This window comes from Paenibacillus sp. M2 (assembly GCF_046713495.1).
Taxonomy (GTDB): Bacteria; Bacillota; Bacilli; order Paenibacillales; family Paenibacillaceae; genus Paenibacillus; species Paenibacillus amylolyticus_B.
The window spans coordinates 4847826-4867431 of record NZ_CP169648.1 but is presented as its reverse complement, the minus strand read 5'-3'; the positions used below and the strand labels follow the sequence as shown (position 1 = coordinate 4867431).

At 46.0% G+C, this 19606-nt stretch carries 13 protein-coding genes; all 13 read left to right on the top strand.

What is annotated here, in order from left to right; translation table 11 throughout:
• The first annotated feature begins 194 nt into the window (after positions 1-194).
• The 13 genes from adhE (at position 195) to yidD (ending at position 19447) form a co-directional block, all read left to right on the top strand.
• A complete protein-coding gene (gene adhE / locus ACETMN_RS22555; protein ID WP_091018175.1) occupies positions 195-2807 on the top strand; it encodes a bifunctional acetaldehyde-CoA/alcohol dehydrogenase in 2613 nt (870 codons plus the stop codon).
• Between the two features lie 645 nt (positions 2808-3452).
• Positions 3453-3629 (top strand): hypothetical protein, encoded by a 177-nt coding sequence (locus ACETMN_RS22550; RefSeq protein ID WP_411735164.1) that lies wholly within the window; start codon positions 3453-3455, stop codon positions 3627-3629.
• 421 nt (positions 3630-4050) lie between these two features.
• Positions 4051-6309, top strand: a complete 2259-nt coding sequence (pflB, locus tag ACETMN_RS22545; protein ID WP_411735163.1) for a formate C-acetyltransferase — start codon at positions 4051-4053, stop codon at positions 6307-6309.
• Positions 6310-6398: 89 nt separating this feature from the next.
• Complete coding sequence (pflA, locus tag ACETMN_RS22540; protein ID WP_091018172.1) at positions 6399-7151, top strand: pyruvate formate-lyase-activating protein; 753 nt, start codon at positions 6399-6401, stop codon at positions 7149-7151.
• A gap of 416 nt (positions 7152-7567) precedes the next feature.
• A complete protein-coding gene (locus ACETMN_RS22535) occupies positions 7568-8935 on the top strand; it encodes an ABC transporter substrate-binding protein (RefSeq protein ID WP_192134028.1) in 1368 nt (455 codons plus the stop codon).
• Positions 8936-8986: 51 nt separating this feature from the next.
• Positions 8987-9871 (top strand): carbohydrate ABC transporter permease, encoded by an 885-nt coding sequence (locus ACETMN_RS22530; protein WP_036674966.1) that lies wholly within the window; start codon positions 8987-8989, stop codon positions 9869-9871.
• Positions 9871-10701 (top strand): carbohydrate ABC transporter permease, encoded by an 831-nt coding sequence (locus ACETMN_RS22525; protein WP_222215675.1) that lies wholly within the window; start codon positions 9871-9873, stop codon positions 10699-10701. Before ACETMN_RS22530 ends, ACETMN_RS22525 begins: the two co-directional genes overlap by 1 nt.
• 32 nt (positions 10702-10733) lie before the next feature.
• Positions 10734-12569 carry a sensor histidine kinase gene (locus ACETMN_RS22520; protein WP_411735162.1) on the top strand — a complete coding sequence of 612 codons (1836 nt, stop codon included), beginning with the start codon at positions 10734-10736 and terminating at the stop codon, positions 12567-12569.
• Positions 12566-14197, top strand: coding sequence for a response regulator (locus ACETMN_RS22515; RefSeq protein ID WP_411735161.1), 1632 nt, complete (start codon positions 12566-12568; stop codon positions 14195-14197). Before ACETMN_RS22520 ends, ACETMN_RS22515 begins: the two co-directional genes overlap by 4 nt.
• A 28-nt stretch (positions 14198-14225) precedes the next feature.
• Positions 14226-15863, top strand: a complete 1638-nt coding sequence (gene nagZ / locus ACETMN_RS22510; RefSeq protein WP_411735160.1) for a beta-N-acetylhexosaminidase — start codon at positions 14226-14228, stop codon at positions 15861-15863.
• A gap of 274 nt (positions 15864-16137) precedes the next feature.
• On the top strand, positions 16138-18390 hold the full coding sequence (locus ACETMN_RS22505) for a stalk domain-containing protein (protein ID WP_105599548.1): 2253 nt from the start codon (positions 16138-16140) through the stop codon (positions 18388-18390).
• Positions 18391-18728: 338 nt separating this feature from the next.
• Positions 18729-19193 (top strand): Fur family transcriptional regulator, encoded by a 465-nt coding sequence (locus tag ACETMN_RS22500; protein WP_074095707.1) that lies wholly within the window; start codon positions 18729-18731, stop codon positions 19191-19193.
• Between the two features lie 2 nt (positions 19194-19195).
• Entirely contained in the window at positions 19196-19447 is a 252-nt protein-coding gene (yidD, locus tag ACETMN_RS22495) for a membrane protein insertion efficiency factor YidD (RefSeq protein ID WP_091018158.1), read from the top strand.
• Positions 19448-19606 lie beyond the last annotated feature (159 nt).

The window sequence follows — 19606 nt, the reverse complement described above, 5'->3', positions numbered from 1 at the left end:
GTGGAGAGGATGAATTTTACAGCCCTATATTTTAAATAGGAAGTGGAAATGGTCGTATGAAGGACACTACAAAACTTAAATTAAATTTGTTATACTTTGTGAAAAAAATCACATAATTAAGTTTATTGTCATGTTACGATGTGAATGTAAACGAGAGAGACAAACTAATACGAACCTTTAGGAGGATGAGGGAGATGGCTGTAAAGAACGAAGTCGCCCCAGCAAAAGAACCGACAGCAGGTCAGTATATTCAAACGTTAATCGACAAAGCGAATAAAGCACACGCCGCATTCATGAAGATGGATCAGAAGCAGATTGACCGGATTGTGCAAGCGATGGCGCTTGCGGGTCTGGATAAACACATGATGCTCGCCAAGATGGCCGTAGAAGAAACAGGCCGCGGAGTATATGAGGATAAAATCACCAAAAATATATTTGCAACAGAATATGTGTACCACAGCATCAAGTATGACAAAACCGTAGGTGTGATTGAAGATAACGAGTATGAAAGCTTCCAGAAAATTGCGGAGCCGGTCGGCATCATCATGGGGATTACACCAGTTACCAATCCAACATCAACGACGATGTTTAAAGCACTGATCTCCATCAAGACGCGTAACCCGATCATCTTTGGTTTCCACCCATCTGCACAGAATTGTAGCCGGGAAGCTGCCAAAATCCTGCTGGAAGCGGCTGTGAAACATGGTGCACCAGCAGATTGTATTCAATGGATTGATGATCCTTCCATGGATCGTACAAACGAACTGATGAATCACAATGATGTGGCTCTCATTCTGGCAACAGGCGGATCAGGCATGGTACGTGCAGCGTACAGCTGTGGTAAACCTGCACTGGGCGTAGGACCAGGTAACGTACCTTGTTTCATCGAGAAAAGCGCGGATATCAATCAGGCAGTAACGGATTTGATCCTGTCCAAGTCTTTCGACAACGGCATGATCTGTGCTTCCGAGCAAGCGGTCATCATTGAAGAACCGATCTTCGATCAAGTGAAGAAAAAAATGATTGCAAATGGCTGTTACTTTGTTAACAAAGATGAAGCAGCAAAATTGACAGCAGGTGCGATTAATGCCGAGAAATGTGCGGTGAACCCGGCGATTGTTGGTCAATCTGCGGTGAGCATTGCGAAGTTGTGTGGTATTGAAGTTCCAGCAGGCACCAAAATTCTCGTGGCCGAGATTGAAGGGGTAGGTACAAAATTCCCATTGTCGGCTGAGAAATTAAGTCCGGTACTCGCTTGTTACAAAGTTAAAACGGCAGCAGAGGGAATTGAACGTGCAGCAGAAGTGGTTGCTTTTGGCGGTATGGGTCACTCCTCGGTTATCCATTCCACAAATGAAGAAGTGATTGGCAAATTCGCAGATCGTCTGCAAACTGGACGGATTATTGTGAACTCACCATCCACACACGGTGCCATCGGGGATATTTACAACACAAATATGCCATCATTGACACTGGGATGCGGATCATACGGACGTAACTCGACTTCTTCCAACGTAACCGCTGTGAACTTAATCAATGTGAAAAGGGTGGCTCGCCGTACCGTGAATATGCAATGGTTCAAAGTGCCGAACAAAGTCTACTTCGAAAAAGGGGCAACACAGTATCTTGCCAAAATGCCTGATATCACACGTGTGGCGATTATTACGGATGCCATGATGGTGAAACTTGGATATGTTGAAAAGGTAGAACACTATCTGCGTCAACGCCAAATGCCAGTAGCAATCGAAGTATTCTCCGATGTTGAGCCAGATCCATCCACAACAACAGTAGATCGCGGAACCGAAATGATGCGCCGCTTCCAACCGGACTGCATTATCGCACTCGGTGGTGGATCACCGATGGATGCTGCCAAAGCCATGTGGTTGTTCTATGAATATCCAGACACGGACTTCAACGATCTGAAACAAAAATTCATGGATATCCGCAAACGGATCTACAAATATCCACGTCTCGGCGTAAAAGCGAAATTTGTAGCGATCCCAACCACATCAGGTACAGGTTCTGAAGTAACATCGTTCGCGGTTATTACGGATAAAAATCAAGGTAACACCAAATATCCATTGGCAGATTATGAGCTGACACCAGACGTAGCGATTGTCGATCCGGAGTTCGTATACTCCCTGCCTAGAACAGCCGTTGCCGATACAGGTATGGACGTACTGACTCATGCGATTGAAGCTTATGTATCTGTTATGGCAAATGATTACACGGATGGACTTGCGATCAAAGCAATCCAACTGGTATTCCAATACCTGGAGCAATCTGCGCTGCAAGGAGATAAACTGGCTCGAGAGAAAATGCATAATGCTTCCACCATTGCCGGTATGGCGTTTGCCAACGCATTCCTGGGCATTAACCACAGCTTGGCGCATAAATGGGGCGGTCAGTACCACACCGCACACGGACGCACCAATGCGATCCTGATGCCGCACGTCATTCGTTATAACGCGAAAAAACCGACCAAATTTGCATCGTTCCCGAAATATTCGCACTTTATAGCGGATGAGCGGTATGCCGAAATTGCCCGGATTCTGGGATTGCCTGCACGTACAACAGAAGAAGGCGTAACCAGTCTTATCAATGCCATTCGCAAACTGAACAAAACATTGGGCATTGAAGAATCGTTCCAGGAAATCGGATTTGATGCCAAAGACTTTGAAGCACATGTAGATTATCTGGCTGACCGTGCCTTCGAAGACCAATGTACAACTGCCAATCCGAAGTTGCCGTTGGTAACTGAACTGGCTGATGTATACCGCAACGCTTTCTACGGAAAGTTTGAATAACAAATCTAGAACGAAGCGTGACTTACGGCAAGAAGATCAGGGTTCCCCGAGAGGGGAGCCCCGATTGCCGTCTTACACACAATAACGAGAGGGCAGAAAAATAGGAGAGCAAAGCACCTGTTTTTCAGAATTTATTCTAAGATTTAGTTTGCTCCGAGCATAGAGGAGCAAAGGGCTCTAAAGAGATGGCATGGAATCCGTGACGTGGCTGTTTGAGTCAGATGTTCGCACAATAACGAGAGGGCAGAAAAACAGAAGAGCGAGCATCTGTTTTTCAGGAAATGGTCCTAAATCCTTGTTTGCTCCGAGCATAGAGGAGCAAAGGGTTCTAAAGAGGTGGCATGGAATCCGTGACGTCGCTGTTTGAGTCAGATGTTCGCACAATAACGGAGAGGGCAGAAAAACAGAAGAGCGAGCACCTGTTTTTCAGGAAATGATCCTAAGTCCTTGTTTGCTCCGAGCATAGAGGAGCAAAGGGTTCTAAAGAGGTGGCATGGAATCCGTGAGGTGGCTGTTTGAGCCAGATGTTCACACAATAACGGAGAGGGCAGAAAAACAGAAGAGCGAAGCACCTGTTTTTCAGGAAATGATCAAAGTCCTTGTTTGCTCCGAGCATAGAGGAGCAAAGGGTTCTAAAGAGGTGGCATGGAATCCGTGAGGTGGCTGTTTGAGCCAGATGTTCACACAATAACGGAGAGGGCAGAAAAACAGAAGAGCGAAGCACCTGTTTTTCAGGAAATGATCAAAGTCCTTGTTTGCTCCGAGTTTAAGGGAGCAATGGTCCTAAAGAGGTTACACGGAATCCGTGATGAGGTTGTTTGATCCAGATGTTCACACAATAACGGAGAGGGCAGAAAAAACTGAAGATGCGGAGCGTTCGCCTTTATCCCCGGATTTTCCCCTTTGAAAAATAAAATCGAAAAAATCCGGGGATAACAGCGATCGGAAGTTGTTCTGCCCGCGCAGTGGCTAAGTGTGAATTTACAGGGTTCATTGGGACACAGCGCAGGTGGAGTGAGTTAGTTCACTGACTTTGTGACAAAAATCACAGATGATGAAAGCCCCAAGTCGTATACTGAAAATGTAAGAAAAACATTCATTCCGCGGTTCCGGTTCCCAAGTAGAGAGAACATGTTCCGGTTTATGTGAAACAATTCACATTAATCGCGGCTCTGGGCACACAATGATACGAATGAAGCAAGATGTTATGTGTCCAGAAATCCAAATTAGTGGAGGGATTACGATGTCGGTGATTGAAAAAGATGTCAAACAACAAACAGGCTGGAGAAACTTTACCAAAGGAACATGGACCAAATCCGTAGACGTGAATGATTTTCTGGCACACAACTTGTCTCCGTATTACGGTGATGATGCATTTCTCGCAGATGCAACCCAGAATACCAAAGAATTGTGGGAGATCGTATCTGATCTGACCAAAAAAGAACGGGATAACGGCGGTGTCCTTGACGTTGATGTGAACACACCAGCGACTATTGTTTCTCACCAACCAGGTTATCTGGATCAATCCAAAGAGCAGATCGTCGGCGTTCAGACCGATGCTCCGTTCAAACGTTCCATTCAACCAACAGGCGGAATCCGGATGATGATTGATGCATGTGAAGCATACGGCTTCGAATTGCCTCAAGGCGTCATTGATATATTTACGAACATTCGCAAAACACATAACCAAGGTGTATTCGATGCTTATACTTCCGATATGCGTGCAGCGCGAAAAGCAGGGATTATCACAGGTCTGCCAGATGCTTACGGCCGTGGCCGGATCATCGGTGACTATCGTCGTGTAGCTTTGTACGGGGTAGACTTCCTGATTCGTAACAAAAAAGGCGAATTGAACGCACTCGAAGTTGATGTCATTGATGAAGATGTCATTCGTCTGCGGGAAGAATTGTCTGAACAGATTCGTGCATTGCAAGAATTGAAACAATTGGGCGATATGCACGGGTTCGATATTTCCTTACCAGCGACAACAGCAAAAGAAGCGTTCCAATGGTTGTACTTCGGTTATCTCGCTGCGATCAAAGAACAGAACGGTGCTGCGATGTCACTGGGACGTGTATCTTCTTTCCTGGATATCTACATTGAACGTGACCTGCAAGAGGGCATTTTGTCCGAAGAACAGGCTCAGGAATTGGTTGACCATTTTGTAATGAAACTGCGGATTGTCAAATTCCTGCGTACACCGGATTACAACGAACTGTTCAGTGGAGATCCAACATGGGTGACTGAGTCCATCGGTGGTATGTCAGTGAATGGTGAAACACGCGTAACCAAAAACAGCTTCCGTTTCCTGCATACACTGCACAACTTGGGTCCTGCACCAGAACCGAACTTGACTGTACTTTGGTCCACGAAACTTCCAGAAGCTTTCAAAGATTATTGCAGTAAAGTATCCATCGAAACAAGTTCAATTCAGTATGAAAATGATGATCTGATGCGTCCAATCTATGGTGACGATTACGGTATTGCATGCTGTGTATCGGCTATGAAGATCGGGAAACAAATGCAATTCTTCGGCGCTCGTGCCAACTTGGCAAAAGCTCTCCTGTATGCGATCAACGGTGGTCGTGACGAGAAATCCGGAGCACAAGTTGGACCTGAGTATCCTGCCATCACTAGCGAAGTGCTGGATTACAATGAGGTTATGAAACGCTTCAAACCAATGATGGAGTGGCTGGCGAAACTGTATATGAACACCCTCAACGTCATTCACTACATGCACGATAAATACAGCTATGAGCGTATCGAAATGGCATTACATGACCGTGACATTGTACGTACAATGGCTTGTGGTATCGCCGGTCTCTCGGTTACAGCAGATTCACTGAGTGCAATCAAATATGCCAAAGTAAAACCAATTCGTAACGAACAAGGCATCGCCGTTGATTTTGAAATCGAAGGAGACTTCCCTTGTTACGGTAACAATGAAGACAGCGTAGACAGCATTGCTGTTGAACTGGTCGAGAACTTCATGGGCATGATTCGCAAGCACAAAGCTTACCGTAACGCAGTTCCAACACAATCCGTTCTGACGATCACTTCCAACGTGGTATATGGTAAGAAAACAGGGACTACACCGGATGGTCGTAAAGCAGGTGAACCATTTGCTCCAGGTGCGAACCCAATGCATGGTCGTGACAAAAAAGGTGCACTGGCATCCCTTGGCTCTGTAGCCAAATTACCTTATGAACACAGTCTTGACGGAATTTCCAATACCTTCTCCATCGTGCCAAAAGCATTGGGTAAAGAGGAGACTACACGTAAATCCAATCTGACTGCGATGATGGATGGTTACTTCGGTCAAAACGCTCATCACCTGAACGTTAACGTATTTGATCGTCAGCAATTGATTGATGCGATGGATCACCCGGAAAACTATCCACAACTGACTATACGGGTATCGGGATATGCCGTTAACTTCATTAAATTGACTCGTGAACAACAGTTGGATGTCATCAACCGTACGTTCCATGGCTCGATGTAATTAATTTGCAAGTAGAAGACCGCTAGAGCTAGGCATTCCAAATCATATTAAACGCACAGCGGATGCGGATACAGAAAGGAAGAGGCAGCATGGTTAACGGACATATTCATTCACTCGAAACTTTCGGGACGGTTGACGGCCCAGGCATCCGCTTTGTGCTTTTTATGCAAGGATGTCTACTCAAATGTCAGTATTGCCACAACCCTGATACATGGGCGCTGGATGGTGGAAAAGAAATGACGCTAGAGGAGGTATTGGCTGAGATTGAGCCATATCTATCCTACTATCGTAGTTCCGGAGGCGGGCTCACGATATCTGGCGGAGAACCGACGTTGCAGGCTCACTTCGTAGCTGAAATCTTCAAAGAAGTGAAACGTCGCTGGGGATTGCATACGACACTGGACAGCAACGGATTTAACGAACCGGAACGGATTCACGATCTGCTGGATAACACAGACCTGGTTCTACTGGATCTCAAGCATATTGATGACGAGAAACATATCAAGCTGACAGGCAAATCCAACGAGAGAACGTTGAAAACAGCCAAGTGGTTATCGGAGCAAGGTCGGAAAATGTGGATACGCCACGTGTATGTGCCTGGCATTCATAACGAGGAAGAGGATCTGCTTAACCTCGGACGGTTTATCGGAACATTGAATGGCGTTGAGAAGTTCGAAATTCTTCCATACCATCAGATGGGGATCTACAAATGGGAGGCGCTCGGTAAAGTATATCCACTGGATGGAGTTCCTTCGCCAAGTGAAGAAGAAGTGGAGCGAGCGTATCGCCTGATCGAACAAGGTCGCCAGGAAACGGCTGGCGTGGCTTGTTCCGATAAGTAATTACCTTTATATGCAGGATGTATATAATTTGAACTAACTATTTACAAAAGAACGAAGAGGACAGAAATAAGCTGAAGAAGCGGAGCGTTCGCCTAAAAGCTTTCTGCAAGAAAGCTACATCGGAAGCATATGCTATCCCTAGATTTTCACTTTTGTAAAAGTGGATCAAAAAAATCGGGGGATAACAGCGATCAGAAGGTTGTTCTGTCATCGAAGTGGCAAGTGTAAATATTCTTAAGTTCAACGTATATACCAACCAAGCAGCCCTTGCGAATACACTTCGCAGGGGCTGTTTTTTGTCCAGTGAAGGATTTTATCCCTCCATTGATGAATTGTCATCCTTACGATGTAAGCTCCGGCTTTTTATAATCAGAGTGTAAAGCCAAATGCTCAATATCTTGAGGAGGGTCAACCCGATGAAAAAAAGAATGACATTGCTGCTTTCATTATTGCTTATCACTTCATGGACTTTGGCGGGATGTGCAGGCTCAAGTAACGAGCCACAACAGGGCGCAGGCAATACACCTGTGGAGGAGACAAGTAAGGAACCGGTTGAGATGCTTCTTCGCCACACACAGGTGGGGGCCGACAAACAGAAAAGACTGGCAATTCTGCAGGATGTTGTGGACAAAGTTGAGGGAGAGGTACCCAATCTGACCTTTACGCTGGATGGCGTCGAATCCGATGTGAATCGCAAGGAGAAGCTTCGCGGAGAGATGGCGGCAGGTAACCCGCCCGATATATTTGAACTGTTCGGTAGCCCGGATTCCAAAGTTTATGCGAAGGAAGGTATGCTGCTTGATCTGACGCCAATCCTGCAAGAGCTGGGCATTCAGGACCAGTTTACATCCCTTGAACCGTTTACGTATGAAGGCAAAGTCTATGGACTGCCAATTGGCGGTTCCGGCGAAGGTTTTTTCTATAATAAAGAGTACTTTGAACAAAAAGGATGGAAAGCCCCAACCACCATGGCTGAATTGGACAACATACTGGCCGAGATCAAGGCTGATGGCAAAGTGCCGCTTGCTTCCGCATCCAAGGCGGGCTGGGTACCGCTTATGTTAACCAACCATCTGTGGTCCCGATATGCCGGGCCGGAGATTACCGCAAAGTTTGCAACAGGTGAAGCGAAGTGGACCGACCCGGGTGTTGTGCAAGGTTTTGCCAAACACAAGGAATGGGTGGATAAGGGTTATTTCAAAAAAGGTGAACTGGGCTTCGAGTATGCCGAATATACCACGCAATTTACAAGTGGAGAAGCGGTATTAATGTATGACGGAACATGGAAATCATCTGTATTCAAGGAAGGTCAGAGCGGTGAATCGCTCATTGGCAAGGTTGGATTCTTCAATATGCCTCCGGTAGAGAACGGAGCAGGTGATCAGACGTCCTTGATGCGGGATGTTAACAATGGATACGGATTCTCGGCAGCAGTGGCGGATGACCCGCAGAAGCTGGAAGCAGTGAAAGCTTTTATCAAAAATTTCTACAATGAAGATATGCAGGTTCGCGGCCTTGTGGAAGATGGTGTGTTGCCTGCCATGAAGCTGGATGAGAAAGTGTTAACCGATAGCATTACCGATGATCTGATGAAAGAAATCGTGGCCGTGCTTAATGCGTCCAAGACGTCGTTCCCGGCATTTGATGCACTCGTGCAGGCGGATGTGACAACAGAGATCAGTAATTTGCAAATCCAGAAGTTGATTGGTGGGCAGACCACGCCAGAGAAAATGGCTGAAGAACTGCAAAAGGTACAGGAGGAAGCAAACGCTTCAGTGGAATAAACCAATCCAAGTTGAAACTGCGATCGTTGAAGTGACTGAAGGAGGCTGACCATGAATACTTCACTCCGCAGCCCGTTAATCTATACGCTCTTTGTAATGCCGGCCCTAATTCTGTTTGTAATGTTCTTTCTATACCCTATTGGTAGCTCCCTATATTACAGTCTGACGAGTTGGAATGGGGTATCGGCTGAGCCACGTTTTGTGGGTTTATCCAACTATGTGAAGGCACTGACCGATGAACGATTTTGGATTTCCACACGGAATAACGGCTTTTTCATCGGATTTTCGGTACTGATTCAGGTACCTCTAATCGTCCTGTTTTCGCTTCTGATTGCCAATGTGAAAAGGCTGAAAGGTCTGTATAAAACAGCTGTTTTTTTACCATCCATCATGTCGACAGCCGTTATCGGTATTTTATGGGGATTCATCTATGAACCGAATATCGGGCTATTAAACAAAATGCTTCATGTGCTGGGCATCGATCCAATCTACTGGTTATCGGATAACCGATTTGCCATGTTGTCCATTTTGGTGACCAATGCCTGGCAGTGGACGGGATTTTACATTGTCATGGTGCTGGCGGCCATACTGGCGATTCCCCGGGATTTGGATGAAGCGGCTGCAATTGATGGGGCAACGGCGGTACAACGTGCAATGCGGATAACGTTGCCGCTGATTCGCCCGATCATTTCAGTGGTGATCATGTTGTCCATCGCAGGTGCCATGAAAGCAGCCGACATCGTGATTGTCATGACCAAAGGTGGGCCCGCAGGGTCCACCGAGGTTCTGGCGACATACATGATCAAATATGCGATTACCAACTTCAAATATGGTTATGGCAATACCATTGCAGTGTTGATCTTTGCTCTGACGCTTGTGCTCACTGCGGTGTATCAACTGCTGGTGGCGAGACGGGGCGAGAAGGTGGAATATTGATGCCGAAAAGCATAAAAAGTAGTATACCTCATGTGTTGTTAATGTTGTACTTGATCGCGATTTTGTTTCCCTTTTTATTTGTAATTTTCTCTTCCTTCAAGCAGGATAACAATGAAATCGCCCTGAATCCATTCGGGTTACCTACAACATGGGAGTTTAACAATTACGTGGAGGCTTGGGTGAATGCCAAGATTGGCACGTATTTCTGGAACAGCCTGTACATTTCGGTTTTATCGTCGGCGTGTACGATTGTCCTCGGGGCCATGTTTGCTTTTGCCGTAACCCGGATGAGACACCGAAAGTGGAGTCTGTTTCTGTACAGCCTGATTCTGGCGGGCATGCTTATTCCCAACAATGCGCTCATGCTGCCGATCTATCTGCTTGTACGCAAAATGGGCATATTGGATACGCATCTGGCATTGATTGTGCCCTATGTGGCGAATGCGATCCCGTTTACCATTATTATACTGGCGGCATTTATGCGTTCTCTGCCTGGCGAAATTGAGGAAGCGGCGGTCATGGACGGCTTGAGGGCCCCGGGTATCTTTGCTAAAATAGTGATACCTCTTACGGTTCCGGCTATTGTTACCGTTTTTATCGTTAATTTCCTCGGGAACTGGAACGAATTTTTACTCGCCAACTATTTCTTATCCACCGATAAATTGCGTACGCTGCCCGTGGGCATGGTCCAGTTTCGGGATCAATATCAGATGAACTATGCCCAGATGTCGGCAGGTATTGTATACAGCGTTGTACCTGTACTTGTGATCTACGCCATACTCCAGGAGAAAATTATAGAAGGCGTAACTGCAGGTGGTGTCAAAGGTTAATACCATGAACCAGTGAATAGGGAGAACGGGATATGAACTTGCGAATGAAGCTGGCCTTGGCATTTCTGCTGCTGATCATTGTACCCATGTGTGCGCTTGGCATTGGCATGTTTCTGGTCACGTCACATACGATTGAGAAAAAATACAATCAACAGGCCGAATATGCGCTTCAGGCCATTAGTTACAATATCGAGAATGTATTTCAGCAGATTAACAATGTGACCGACAACGGGATAGCCACATCGGTTTTCCAGATGGCATTGAACGCCAAAGATCCGACCAAGCAGGATCTGGGGACCGGTAATCAGTTATCCCTGAATGCCAGCCAGCGCAATTTCCGTTCCCTTCTATATAATTATCCGTTCATCAGTTATGCCTTTTTATATGATTTGCGTTCTTCCGAGAACAACCAGATTGTATCCATTTTCACCAAAGAGAACTTTCAAGCCCTTCCTTTTCAGCAATTCAAAGTGCATCCCTTATTCAACGAAATTCAGCAACTTAATGGTGTGCCTAAATGGCTCGCACCTCTGGAATATCCCGAATTAACCGGGGTAGAACCTGTCTTCACCCAAATCAGATTGGTCAAAGAACTCAGTTATTTTCAAAATATCGGCATGCTTGTTGTTCAGATCAAAAAAGGAGAGATCGACCGGATCTTCCGTCACCTGCAAATCAGCGATTCGGCACAGGATACGTCGTTCCTGTTAATTAATGAAGAAGGACTGATCGTTTATGATCCTGCAGGTATATATAACGGTGAGAACATGCAAAACCTTGGTGCTGAATCCGGCAGGTACGGTCCCGGCTTTAGCAGTGTCAGAACGGTCTTTGACGGCAAGGAAAGCATTATTTCGCAATATCATCTGAAGAACTATAACTGGAGTCTCGTCAGTGTGACCTCATGGGAAGCCTTATCTGCGGAAACAAATGCCTTTGCAGGTTGGTCTGTCATCATTATTCTGTCGTGCCTGTTCGCTGCCATGATCTTTAATCTATTTTTCATGAATCGCATTACGGGCAACATTGCTGTACTTGTAAGGTTTATGCGTCGTGTGGACGATGGTGATTTTAATGCGAGGGTGGAAGGAAAAGGTTTTGACGAGATGCAACTGCTTGCACAAGGGTTCAATGAGCTATTGGATCGAATCGGGGGATTATTCCGTCGTGTTCGGGCAGAGCAGGAGCAGAAGGCCCAGGCAGAACTACGTGTACTACAAGCCCAGATCAAACCCCATTTTCTGTTCAATACATTGGAATCGATCAATGGTTTGGCATTGCGTGGTGAGGGGCGCAAAGTAAGCGAGATGGTAACCAGGCTGGGCAATATGCTTCGTATCAGCATTCAGGATCAGGAAGAGATTCCGCTGGGTGAGGAAATAAGACATTTGCAGAGTTATCTGGAGATTCAACAGTACAGGTTCAGTGATTTGTTCACCTATGAGATTGACATTCCACCCCATTTATACAGCTCAATTCTGCTTAAGCTTACCCTCCAGCCTCTGGTGGAAAATAGCATTCAACATGGGTTTGAGGGGATCACCTATCCAGGTGTACTGCGGATAAGCGCATATGCAGAACGGGGTCATCTGGTGTTATGTGTTGAGGATAATGGGATCGGTATTCCCCAGGAAATGCTCGCACGATTTGAGTATATGGCAGAAGATCCACCGGAAGATATGCTCGCGGAAGGGGCGGAATCATTATCGTCCATAACGGAGCGAAGGGGATTGGGATTACGAAGTGTGGCAGATCGAATTCGTATTCAATACGGGGCCGGGTATGGCATATTTATATGTTCAGCACCGGGGTATGGCACAGTTATTCGATGCATCATTCCATTATATGAGCAGGAGGAAGCCGGATGAATCTGACTGCAATGCTGGTTGACGATGAGCTGCCGATTCTGGAGAATTTGAACTATATTTTACCCTGGGAAGAGATGGGGATTGAAATCACAGGTACCGCGAGAAGTGGTGTAGAAGCGCTGGGGAAAGTAACAGAAAGTCATCCAGACATTCTCTTGTGTGATATTCGGATGCCGTCTATGGATGGATTGGAACTTATTCGTTTGCTGCGAGAACAGGGTGAAACGTGTGAAATTATTTTACTGACCGGGTATCAGCAGTTTGAATATGCTCGAACCGCTATCAAGTATAACGTACATGAATACATATGTAAGCCAATTGATTATTTGAATCTGGAACATAAACTGCGAGAGCTTGTCGGACAGATCCAGAAGAGACGTCTGGAAAACGAATCGCAACGTTATCGCAGCCAAGAGATGGAAAGTTGGATCAGACATAAACAGTTGATGGACTTGTTGCGAGGAGAAGCCCAGATGAAGATTTCTGATCCTGTTTCTGTGCCTCAATTCATGCCTCCTTTTGTAGGCTATACGGTGCTGTTGGTGGATGTAGTCGGTTATTTTCGCCATTCCATCGGCTGGTCCGAGGTCCAGCATGTAAGATGGCATGAGGGAATAAGTTCCATGCTTAGGGAAGTTACGGATAGAATCTCTAATGGCTGCCAGGTTCTTTCTACCCGCAAAGGAGAGTGGTGCATCTTGTTAGACGCATCGGGCGAGTGGAAACTTCAGTCAGAGGAGTTGGCACATCAACTATTAATTGAATTGAATGCGATATTGTCCATGGATTCAGGTGTAAAAGCAAGGGTAGTTCAGGATCATGTACTCGTAAAACTGGAACAGCAAATCCTTGAACGGTACCAGCATTGTCAGAGAATTCTAATGACACATTCGGAAAGCGAAGACAAGGTATTGAATTCGGGCTGCGCGGGATCTTCATTATCGTATGATCATGAGGTTTCCAAAAGGGGCGGTACATGGATAACAAGAGACGATCTGGAGCTTATCACACGGTGTATTCGACAATGGAATAAACAAGGATTACAAGATGTAATGAATGCGCTTAAACAGCGAATGGGGAATGCCGAGCAATCAATAGACAAGATAGATGAAACCCATGTTCGCTATATGCTAGTACACATGCTTCGGGAACTGCGCGAAGTCAATGTCATGGCTGAAAAGGACGAAGTGAATTTCTGGAATGCGCTGCAAGAGGCTGTATCCATGAGAGAACTGATTGAACTTGCAGAGGTCATTATTCATGCCTGTCAAGGTAAACAAACTCAACCGCGTCCCTCGATAGCGGAACTAATCCGATCTGCATGTGATTACATGAACGCCAGACTGCAACAGGACTTGGGAATAGATGAAGTCTCAGATTGGCTCGGAATCAGCCCGGGATACTTCTGCCAGCTATTTAAAACTCAAATGGGTGTTACTTTTGTGGAATACATGACGCAGAAACGGATGGAAAGTGCCGCTTTATTGTTGAGTACAACCGAATGGAGCATTACAGCGATTGGGGAAGCAACAGGTTTCAAGGAGCGCCGTTACTTCTCCAAGGTGTTTCATAAACACTTCCACATGAAACCCTCCGAGTACAGGCAGAGTAAACAATTGGGTTTGTAGTAGCAAGGGAAACGGGAGGAGATGTCAAATGAAACCCTTGAATGATCTGACATTGGAGCAAAAGGTAGGCCAATTGTTGATGTGTGGATTTCACGGTCAGCAAGCAGATGAACAGATTACTCGCTTAATCCGTGACTATCACGTCGGGGGTGTCATTTATTTCCGGCGCAATGTCGAAAGTGTAGATCAATTGACACGGCTGTCCGCCGAACTGCAAGATATGGCTGCTGAAGCGGGGGCCCTACCACTCATGATTTCGGTGGACCAGGAAGGTGGCATGGTTGCACGGATTGACAAAGAGGGAATGACCCAAGTGCCGGGTAATATGGCGCTTGGTGCGACAGGCAATGCGGAATATACCCTGGAGTGTGCCCAAATTCTGGGTCGTGAGTTAAAAAGCATCGGTATTGATATGAACCTTGCGCCAGTGGTCGACGTGAATAACAACCCGCTTAACCCGGTCATTGGTGTGCGTTCGTATGGTGAACATGCTGAAAGTGTGGCTGCTCATGGCGTAGCAGCCATCACCGGATATCAATCACAGGGCATAGCTGCTACTGCCAAACATTTTCCGGGACATGGAGATACCGCCGTAGATTCTCATCTTGGTATGGTTACAGTACCTCATGATCGAAACAGGCTGGAACAGATGGAGTTGCTACCGTTCCGCCGGGCGATTGAGGCCGGAGTTGATGCTATTATGACAGCTCATGTGATGTTCCCTTCGATTGAGCCCGAGCCCATTCCGGCAACGTTGTCGCATAAGGTGTTAACGGGCCTATTACGTGAAGAAATGGGTTTTGAAGGCATTATTATTACAGACTGTCTTGAAATGCATGCGATATCCAAGCCATATGGGGTAGCTGAAGCTGCCGTTCGTGCTGTGGAAGCAGGAGCAGATCTGATTCTGGTGAGTCATACCTTGCAAGATCAGGTTGCTGCGCTGGAAGCCATTGTGGAAGCAGTTCGAACGGGGCGCATTTCGGAAGAGGTTATTCATCAGGCGGTGGAACGCATTATGACATGGAAAAGAGAGCGCTGCGGCCAGCAGAATGATCATCTGGTTTCGCCGAAAGCGAGTGAAACGGTCGAAGCAACCAATGTTGGACCTGTTGATTGCACTGAATCCACTAAACCCACTGAGCCCAACGAATTGACGTTGTTCAAGATTGCTTCAAGCAGTATTACAATCGTTCATAATGATGGGCTGCTGCCGTTGAACCCAGAGAAGGACGTATATGTCATCTGGCCTGAGGTTGTGCAACGGACAGAGGTGGATGAACCATGGTCCCATACAGAATCGTTGGGTATGGCGTTATCGCAGCTGCGAGGCAGAGTTCGTGAGCACAAAATTACTACTCAGCCCACCTATGATGAAGCGGATCGGATATTGGGTGAAGTGTTGGAAAGTGAGCAAGTTATCGTGTGTACGTACACATCTGCAGGTCATCTTCCGAAAGGGCAACAGTATTTGGTTGAAAAGCTGAGTGAGAATCATTCGCTGATTGTCATTGCTCTGCGCAATCCATACGATCTGCTGGAGATTTCGAGGCCGGGAAGTTATGTGTGTACGTATGAGAATACACCTGCAGTTGTTCGGGTACTGTCCCATGTGTTAACCGGTGGACTGCAGCCAACAGGAAGTCTGCCTGTCCGTTTGCGCTAGACCTATCAATCCTTATATCTCTCTGCGATATGGTGCTGATTGACCATCTCCTGGAGAGATTTTTTTGTTGGAATTTTCTATTGGCTAATTTTGGGATATGAAAGCTAAAAAGATAATTGATAGATAACTATTTTCATAGTATTTTCCTTCTATTAAAAGTTTACAATTCTCCTCTTAACTTTTTAGCAACTTTTCCCGGTTCCAAGCGTCTAATAATATGACTTTTTGAGGGGGATATTTATAAAATGGGAGCAGAAGGAGCCAAAGACAAAGAATGAATTTGAAGAAGAAATTGTCCATACTTACCGCTTTTGCTGTGTTTCAGGCGTTTGCAGTGATTCCTGCCAATGCACAATCAGCAGATCAGAGCGATACTACATCAGTGAATACAGCCAAAGTTAAATCCGTGGAGGTTGTGAAGAAAGAACAAACCATCGCGGAATCCGAAGTGAAATCCGGAACAAACACGCCAACATCAAATAATGAAACAACTGAAGAAGTGAACCCTGAGACAGATGTTCCTACAGGAACAGACGCGACTCCTGTTGAGCCGGTAATTGAACCTACGGACGAAGAAGGTACAGCTGAGGAAACACCAGCACCTGCACCAGTAGAAGTGGAGCAACCATCTACAGGCGGTTCATCTGTTGCTGGAGGCGGGGGTGGAGACCTCACTCTTTATATGAACAGTAATAAAATGATGCAAGATGGCAAAACGTATCTTGCTGGACAGCCGATGGCTGTTAAAAATGGTGTATCCTATGTAGCGATCCGTGCTCTCGTTGATCGGGTTGGCTATGATGTCAAATATGATAACACAACTAAAGAAACAATCATTATTAGTGGTGAAGATGAGTTGCGTTTCAAAACAAACAGCAAGATCTATACCGTTAATGGTGTGTCCAGAACGATGAAGGGCGCGGCTTATCAACAAAAAAATACGTTCATGGTGCCGTTGACTTCAATTACACAGGCTCTGGACATTTCGTATAAAGTAAATCAATCTGCCAAAACGGTTGTATTGAATCTGAGTACCAAACCGGTGGCAAGCTTCACGGTACAAAAAGAGGTCTTTGCCGGAGACCAGGTAACCTACACAACCAGATCCAGCTCTCCCAAGGGACTCAGCATTGTAGATGAACGTTGGACAGGCCGTCAGGATTCATTCGACCAACCAGGTGTATACACAGTAACCTATGCGGTCCAGGATTCAAGTGGTCAGTGGAGTGATCCGTATTCGGTTACGATTAAGGTTGAAAGACCGAATCTGCCACCTGTCGCAATGTTTACGACAGATAAAGAAGAATACAAAATGGGTGAGAAAATCACTTATATTGATCAAAGCACAGATGATGAGAATGCAATTGTTAAAACCGAATGGGATAACAATGCACTTGCATTCTTTGTTCCAGGACCGAAGACCGTAACGATTACAGTTACTGATAAACATGGTGCTAGCGATAGCTATACCAAGATGATCAATATTACGGGAGAAACACTTTATAGTGTGACTGACTTCAATCAATTGTTCACACCAGTTGGTGAGAAGTTCACTTTTGACGGTGGTGGAGTACCAGCATTGGAGAAAGTACCTTTCACTTATTATGATGAACCAAGTCTGCTGATCCGCAGTAACAGCCCGGAAACCGTGAATACGGAAGGTATTGTGTACAAGGAATCTTCCTTCGGACAGACACGCTTCATGATTCACCATGTGAACAACACGGGCAAAAACGTAAAAATGTATGTTGTAGCGACAAACAACAATGCATACACGGCGTCGATTGACCAGCAAAACATGGGTTTTGCAGGACCGTCTCCTTTTGCAACGGTAGCTGGAAAGCTGTCCATTGACCGTTGGTTCCAATCCATGCAGAATGGTACCGGACAAAAGAAAGTCTACATCCAGCCAGGAGAAAGCAAGCTGATTCTCAATGATCTGAGCGTTCTTCCGATGAAACAGGGACAAGTCATTTCCTTGTATTCGGATGTATTCAGTGATTATGAATTGGATTACAACATTATCATGATTGAAGAAAACAAGGACCCGATGGAAGTGTTGTCGAGCCTGCCGGTTCTGGATCGTGATGGAGTTCACAACCGTGGTACCTATCCAAATGCAACACGGATCATTACGTACGATCAAGAAGTAGGGTCGAAACCTGCACGTCTTCCACTTGGAGACAATGCAAGTGATCCAAACCTTGTGGGAACGGACCCTATGGCTTACACGGAAGCGTCCAACGCAGGTAACTTCGGTGTATTGTACAAAATTACATTGAATAATGTTGCTCCACGCACGTTGATTTCATTTAACCCTCGTGGAGGCAGATATTCAGGTGTGGCACTCGTGAATGGACAGGTCGTTCAGATTTCCACAGGTAAATCTGTAACTGCACCTAATGAGCAAAGCGTTATGTATCGCACAGGTTCGTACGGCGAGAGTGTAACCATTCTCTTCTCGGCGGCACCAGGAAGTAACTTGCCTGTTAACCTGCTGTTCACGCCGCTTCCGGCTGAAAAGTAATAACATGAACATGCACGGACGGTTTGGAGTGAAAGCTTATATCATATATACCCGTTCACCCTAAAAGTCGCCCGAACGATTGATCATCTGAACCGTCAGGAAGGGACTCCATCAAAATGTAATGTCATTAGTTCAAGCTAGACTAATGGCAATGCATGTGCATGGAGTCCTTTTTATGTGATGTTGGAATGACCTAACCCGGTGTCTTCGTTGACTCTAATCGTAATTTGATGCATTATTAGAGGTATACAAGAAGGCAAAAGTTTTCGCTTTTGCCGAATAAACTGTCGCTCTATGAATGATGCAAAATGCTCGTATGACAGGAGGTGCTTTAGATCATGCTGTCGACAGAACAGATTATTTCGACCATGTCCTCACAGGGGCTTCGCATTACCGATCAGCGGAAAACACTGGCCCGGTTATTTGCCGAGTCTCCAGGGTATCTTACACCCAAGGACGTCTATGAATATATGGGTAAGACTTACAGCGGACTGAGTTTTGACACAGTATACCGGAATTTGCGGGTGATGCAGGAACTGGGTGTACTGGAACAGGTCATCTTCGAAGATGGCGTCAAATTCAAAGCTCACTGTAGTGAAGATCATCATCACCATCATATGATCTGTCTGAAGTGTCAGAAGACATATCCTATTATTTTTTGCCCGATGCAGCTTGCGGATGCGCCTGAGCAATTTCAGGTTGTAGACCACAAGTTCGAGGTGTTTGGATATTGCAAGGACTGTGCTGAGCATGCTCCGGCCAAAGCGGCATCGGGACATCAACACGCTCATGGGAAGCACTGACCATGAAGTTATCGCGCAGAATTGCTCAGGCACCCATTCGGGTGTACCGCAACTATATCTCTCCATTAACACCGCCAACATGTCGGTTCTATCCGAGCTGTTCGGCTTACGCCATGGAGGCGATTGAAGTGCACGGTGCGCTCAAAGGTTCGTTGTTAACAGCGAAACGTATTGCCAAATGTCACCCGTTTCATCCAGGCGGTGTAGATCTGGTGCCACCAAAGGCGGAGAAGTCTACTCTGGTATCAGAGTAACGTTATAGCCTGAAGTATTCGGGTGGCCTGGAAGCAGGCCAGGATTGAGCTTGAGGTTGCTGTCCACTTGACAAAGGGGTCCGCATTTCAGTATATTTTTCCTATATATGACGTTCAAAAAGTCTGGTTTTCAGTACCGAGAAGATGGAATGAAGTTAG

Bases quoted from the DNA above. Each gene is read 5' to 3' on its own strand.
- ACETMN_RS22550 (WP_411735164.1), top strand. From the start codon at position 3,453: ATGGAATCCGTGAGGTGGCTGTTTGAGCCAGATGTTCACACAATAACG.
- ACETMN_RS22530 (WP_036674966.1), top strand. From the start codon at position 8,987: ATGAATACTTCACTCCGCAGCCCGTTAATCTATACGCTCTTTGTAATG.
- ACETMN_RS22500 (WP_074095707.1), top strand. From the start codon at position 18,729: ATGCTGTCGACAGAACAGATTATTTCGACCATGTCCTCACAGGGGCTT.
- ACETMN_RS22505 (WP_105599548.1), top strand. From the start codon at position 16,138: ATGAATTTGAAGAAGAAATTGTCCATACTTACCGCTTTTGCTGTGTTT.
- ACETMN_RS22520 (WP_411735162.1), top strand. From the start codon at position 10,734: ATGAACTTGCGAATGAAGCTGGCCTTGGCATTTCTGCTGCTGATCATT.
- yidD (WP_091018158.1), top strand. From the start codon at position 19,196: ATGAAGTTATCGCGCAGAATTGCTCAGGCACCCATTCGGGTGTACCGC.
- nagZ (WP_411735160.1), top strand. From the start codon at position 14,226: ATGAAACCCTTGAATGATCTGACATTGGAGCAAAAGGTAGGCCAATTG.
- ACETMN_RS22525 (WP_222215675.1), top strand. From the start codon at position 9,871: ATGCCGAAAAGCATAAAAAGTAGTATACCTCATGTGTTGTTAATGTTG.
- pflB (WP_411735163.1), top strand. From the start codon at position 4,051: ATGTCGGTGATTGAAAAAGATGTCAAACAACAAACAGGCTGGAGAAAC.
- adhE (WP_091018175.1), top strand. From the start codon at position 195: ATGGCTGTAAAGAACGAAGTCGCCCCAGCAAAAGAACCGACAGCAGGT.
- ACETMN_RS22515 (WP_411735161.1), top strand. From the start codon at position 12,566: ATGAATCTGACTGCAATGCTGGTTGACGATGAGCTGCCGATTCTGGAG.
- pflA (WP_091018172.1), top strand. From the start codon at position 6,399: ATGGTTAACGGACATATTCATTCACTCGAAACTTTCGGGACGGTTGAC.
- ACETMN_RS22535 (WP_192134028.1), top strand. From the start codon at position 7,568: ATGAAAAAAAGAATGACATTGCTGCTTTCATTATTGCTTATCACTTCA.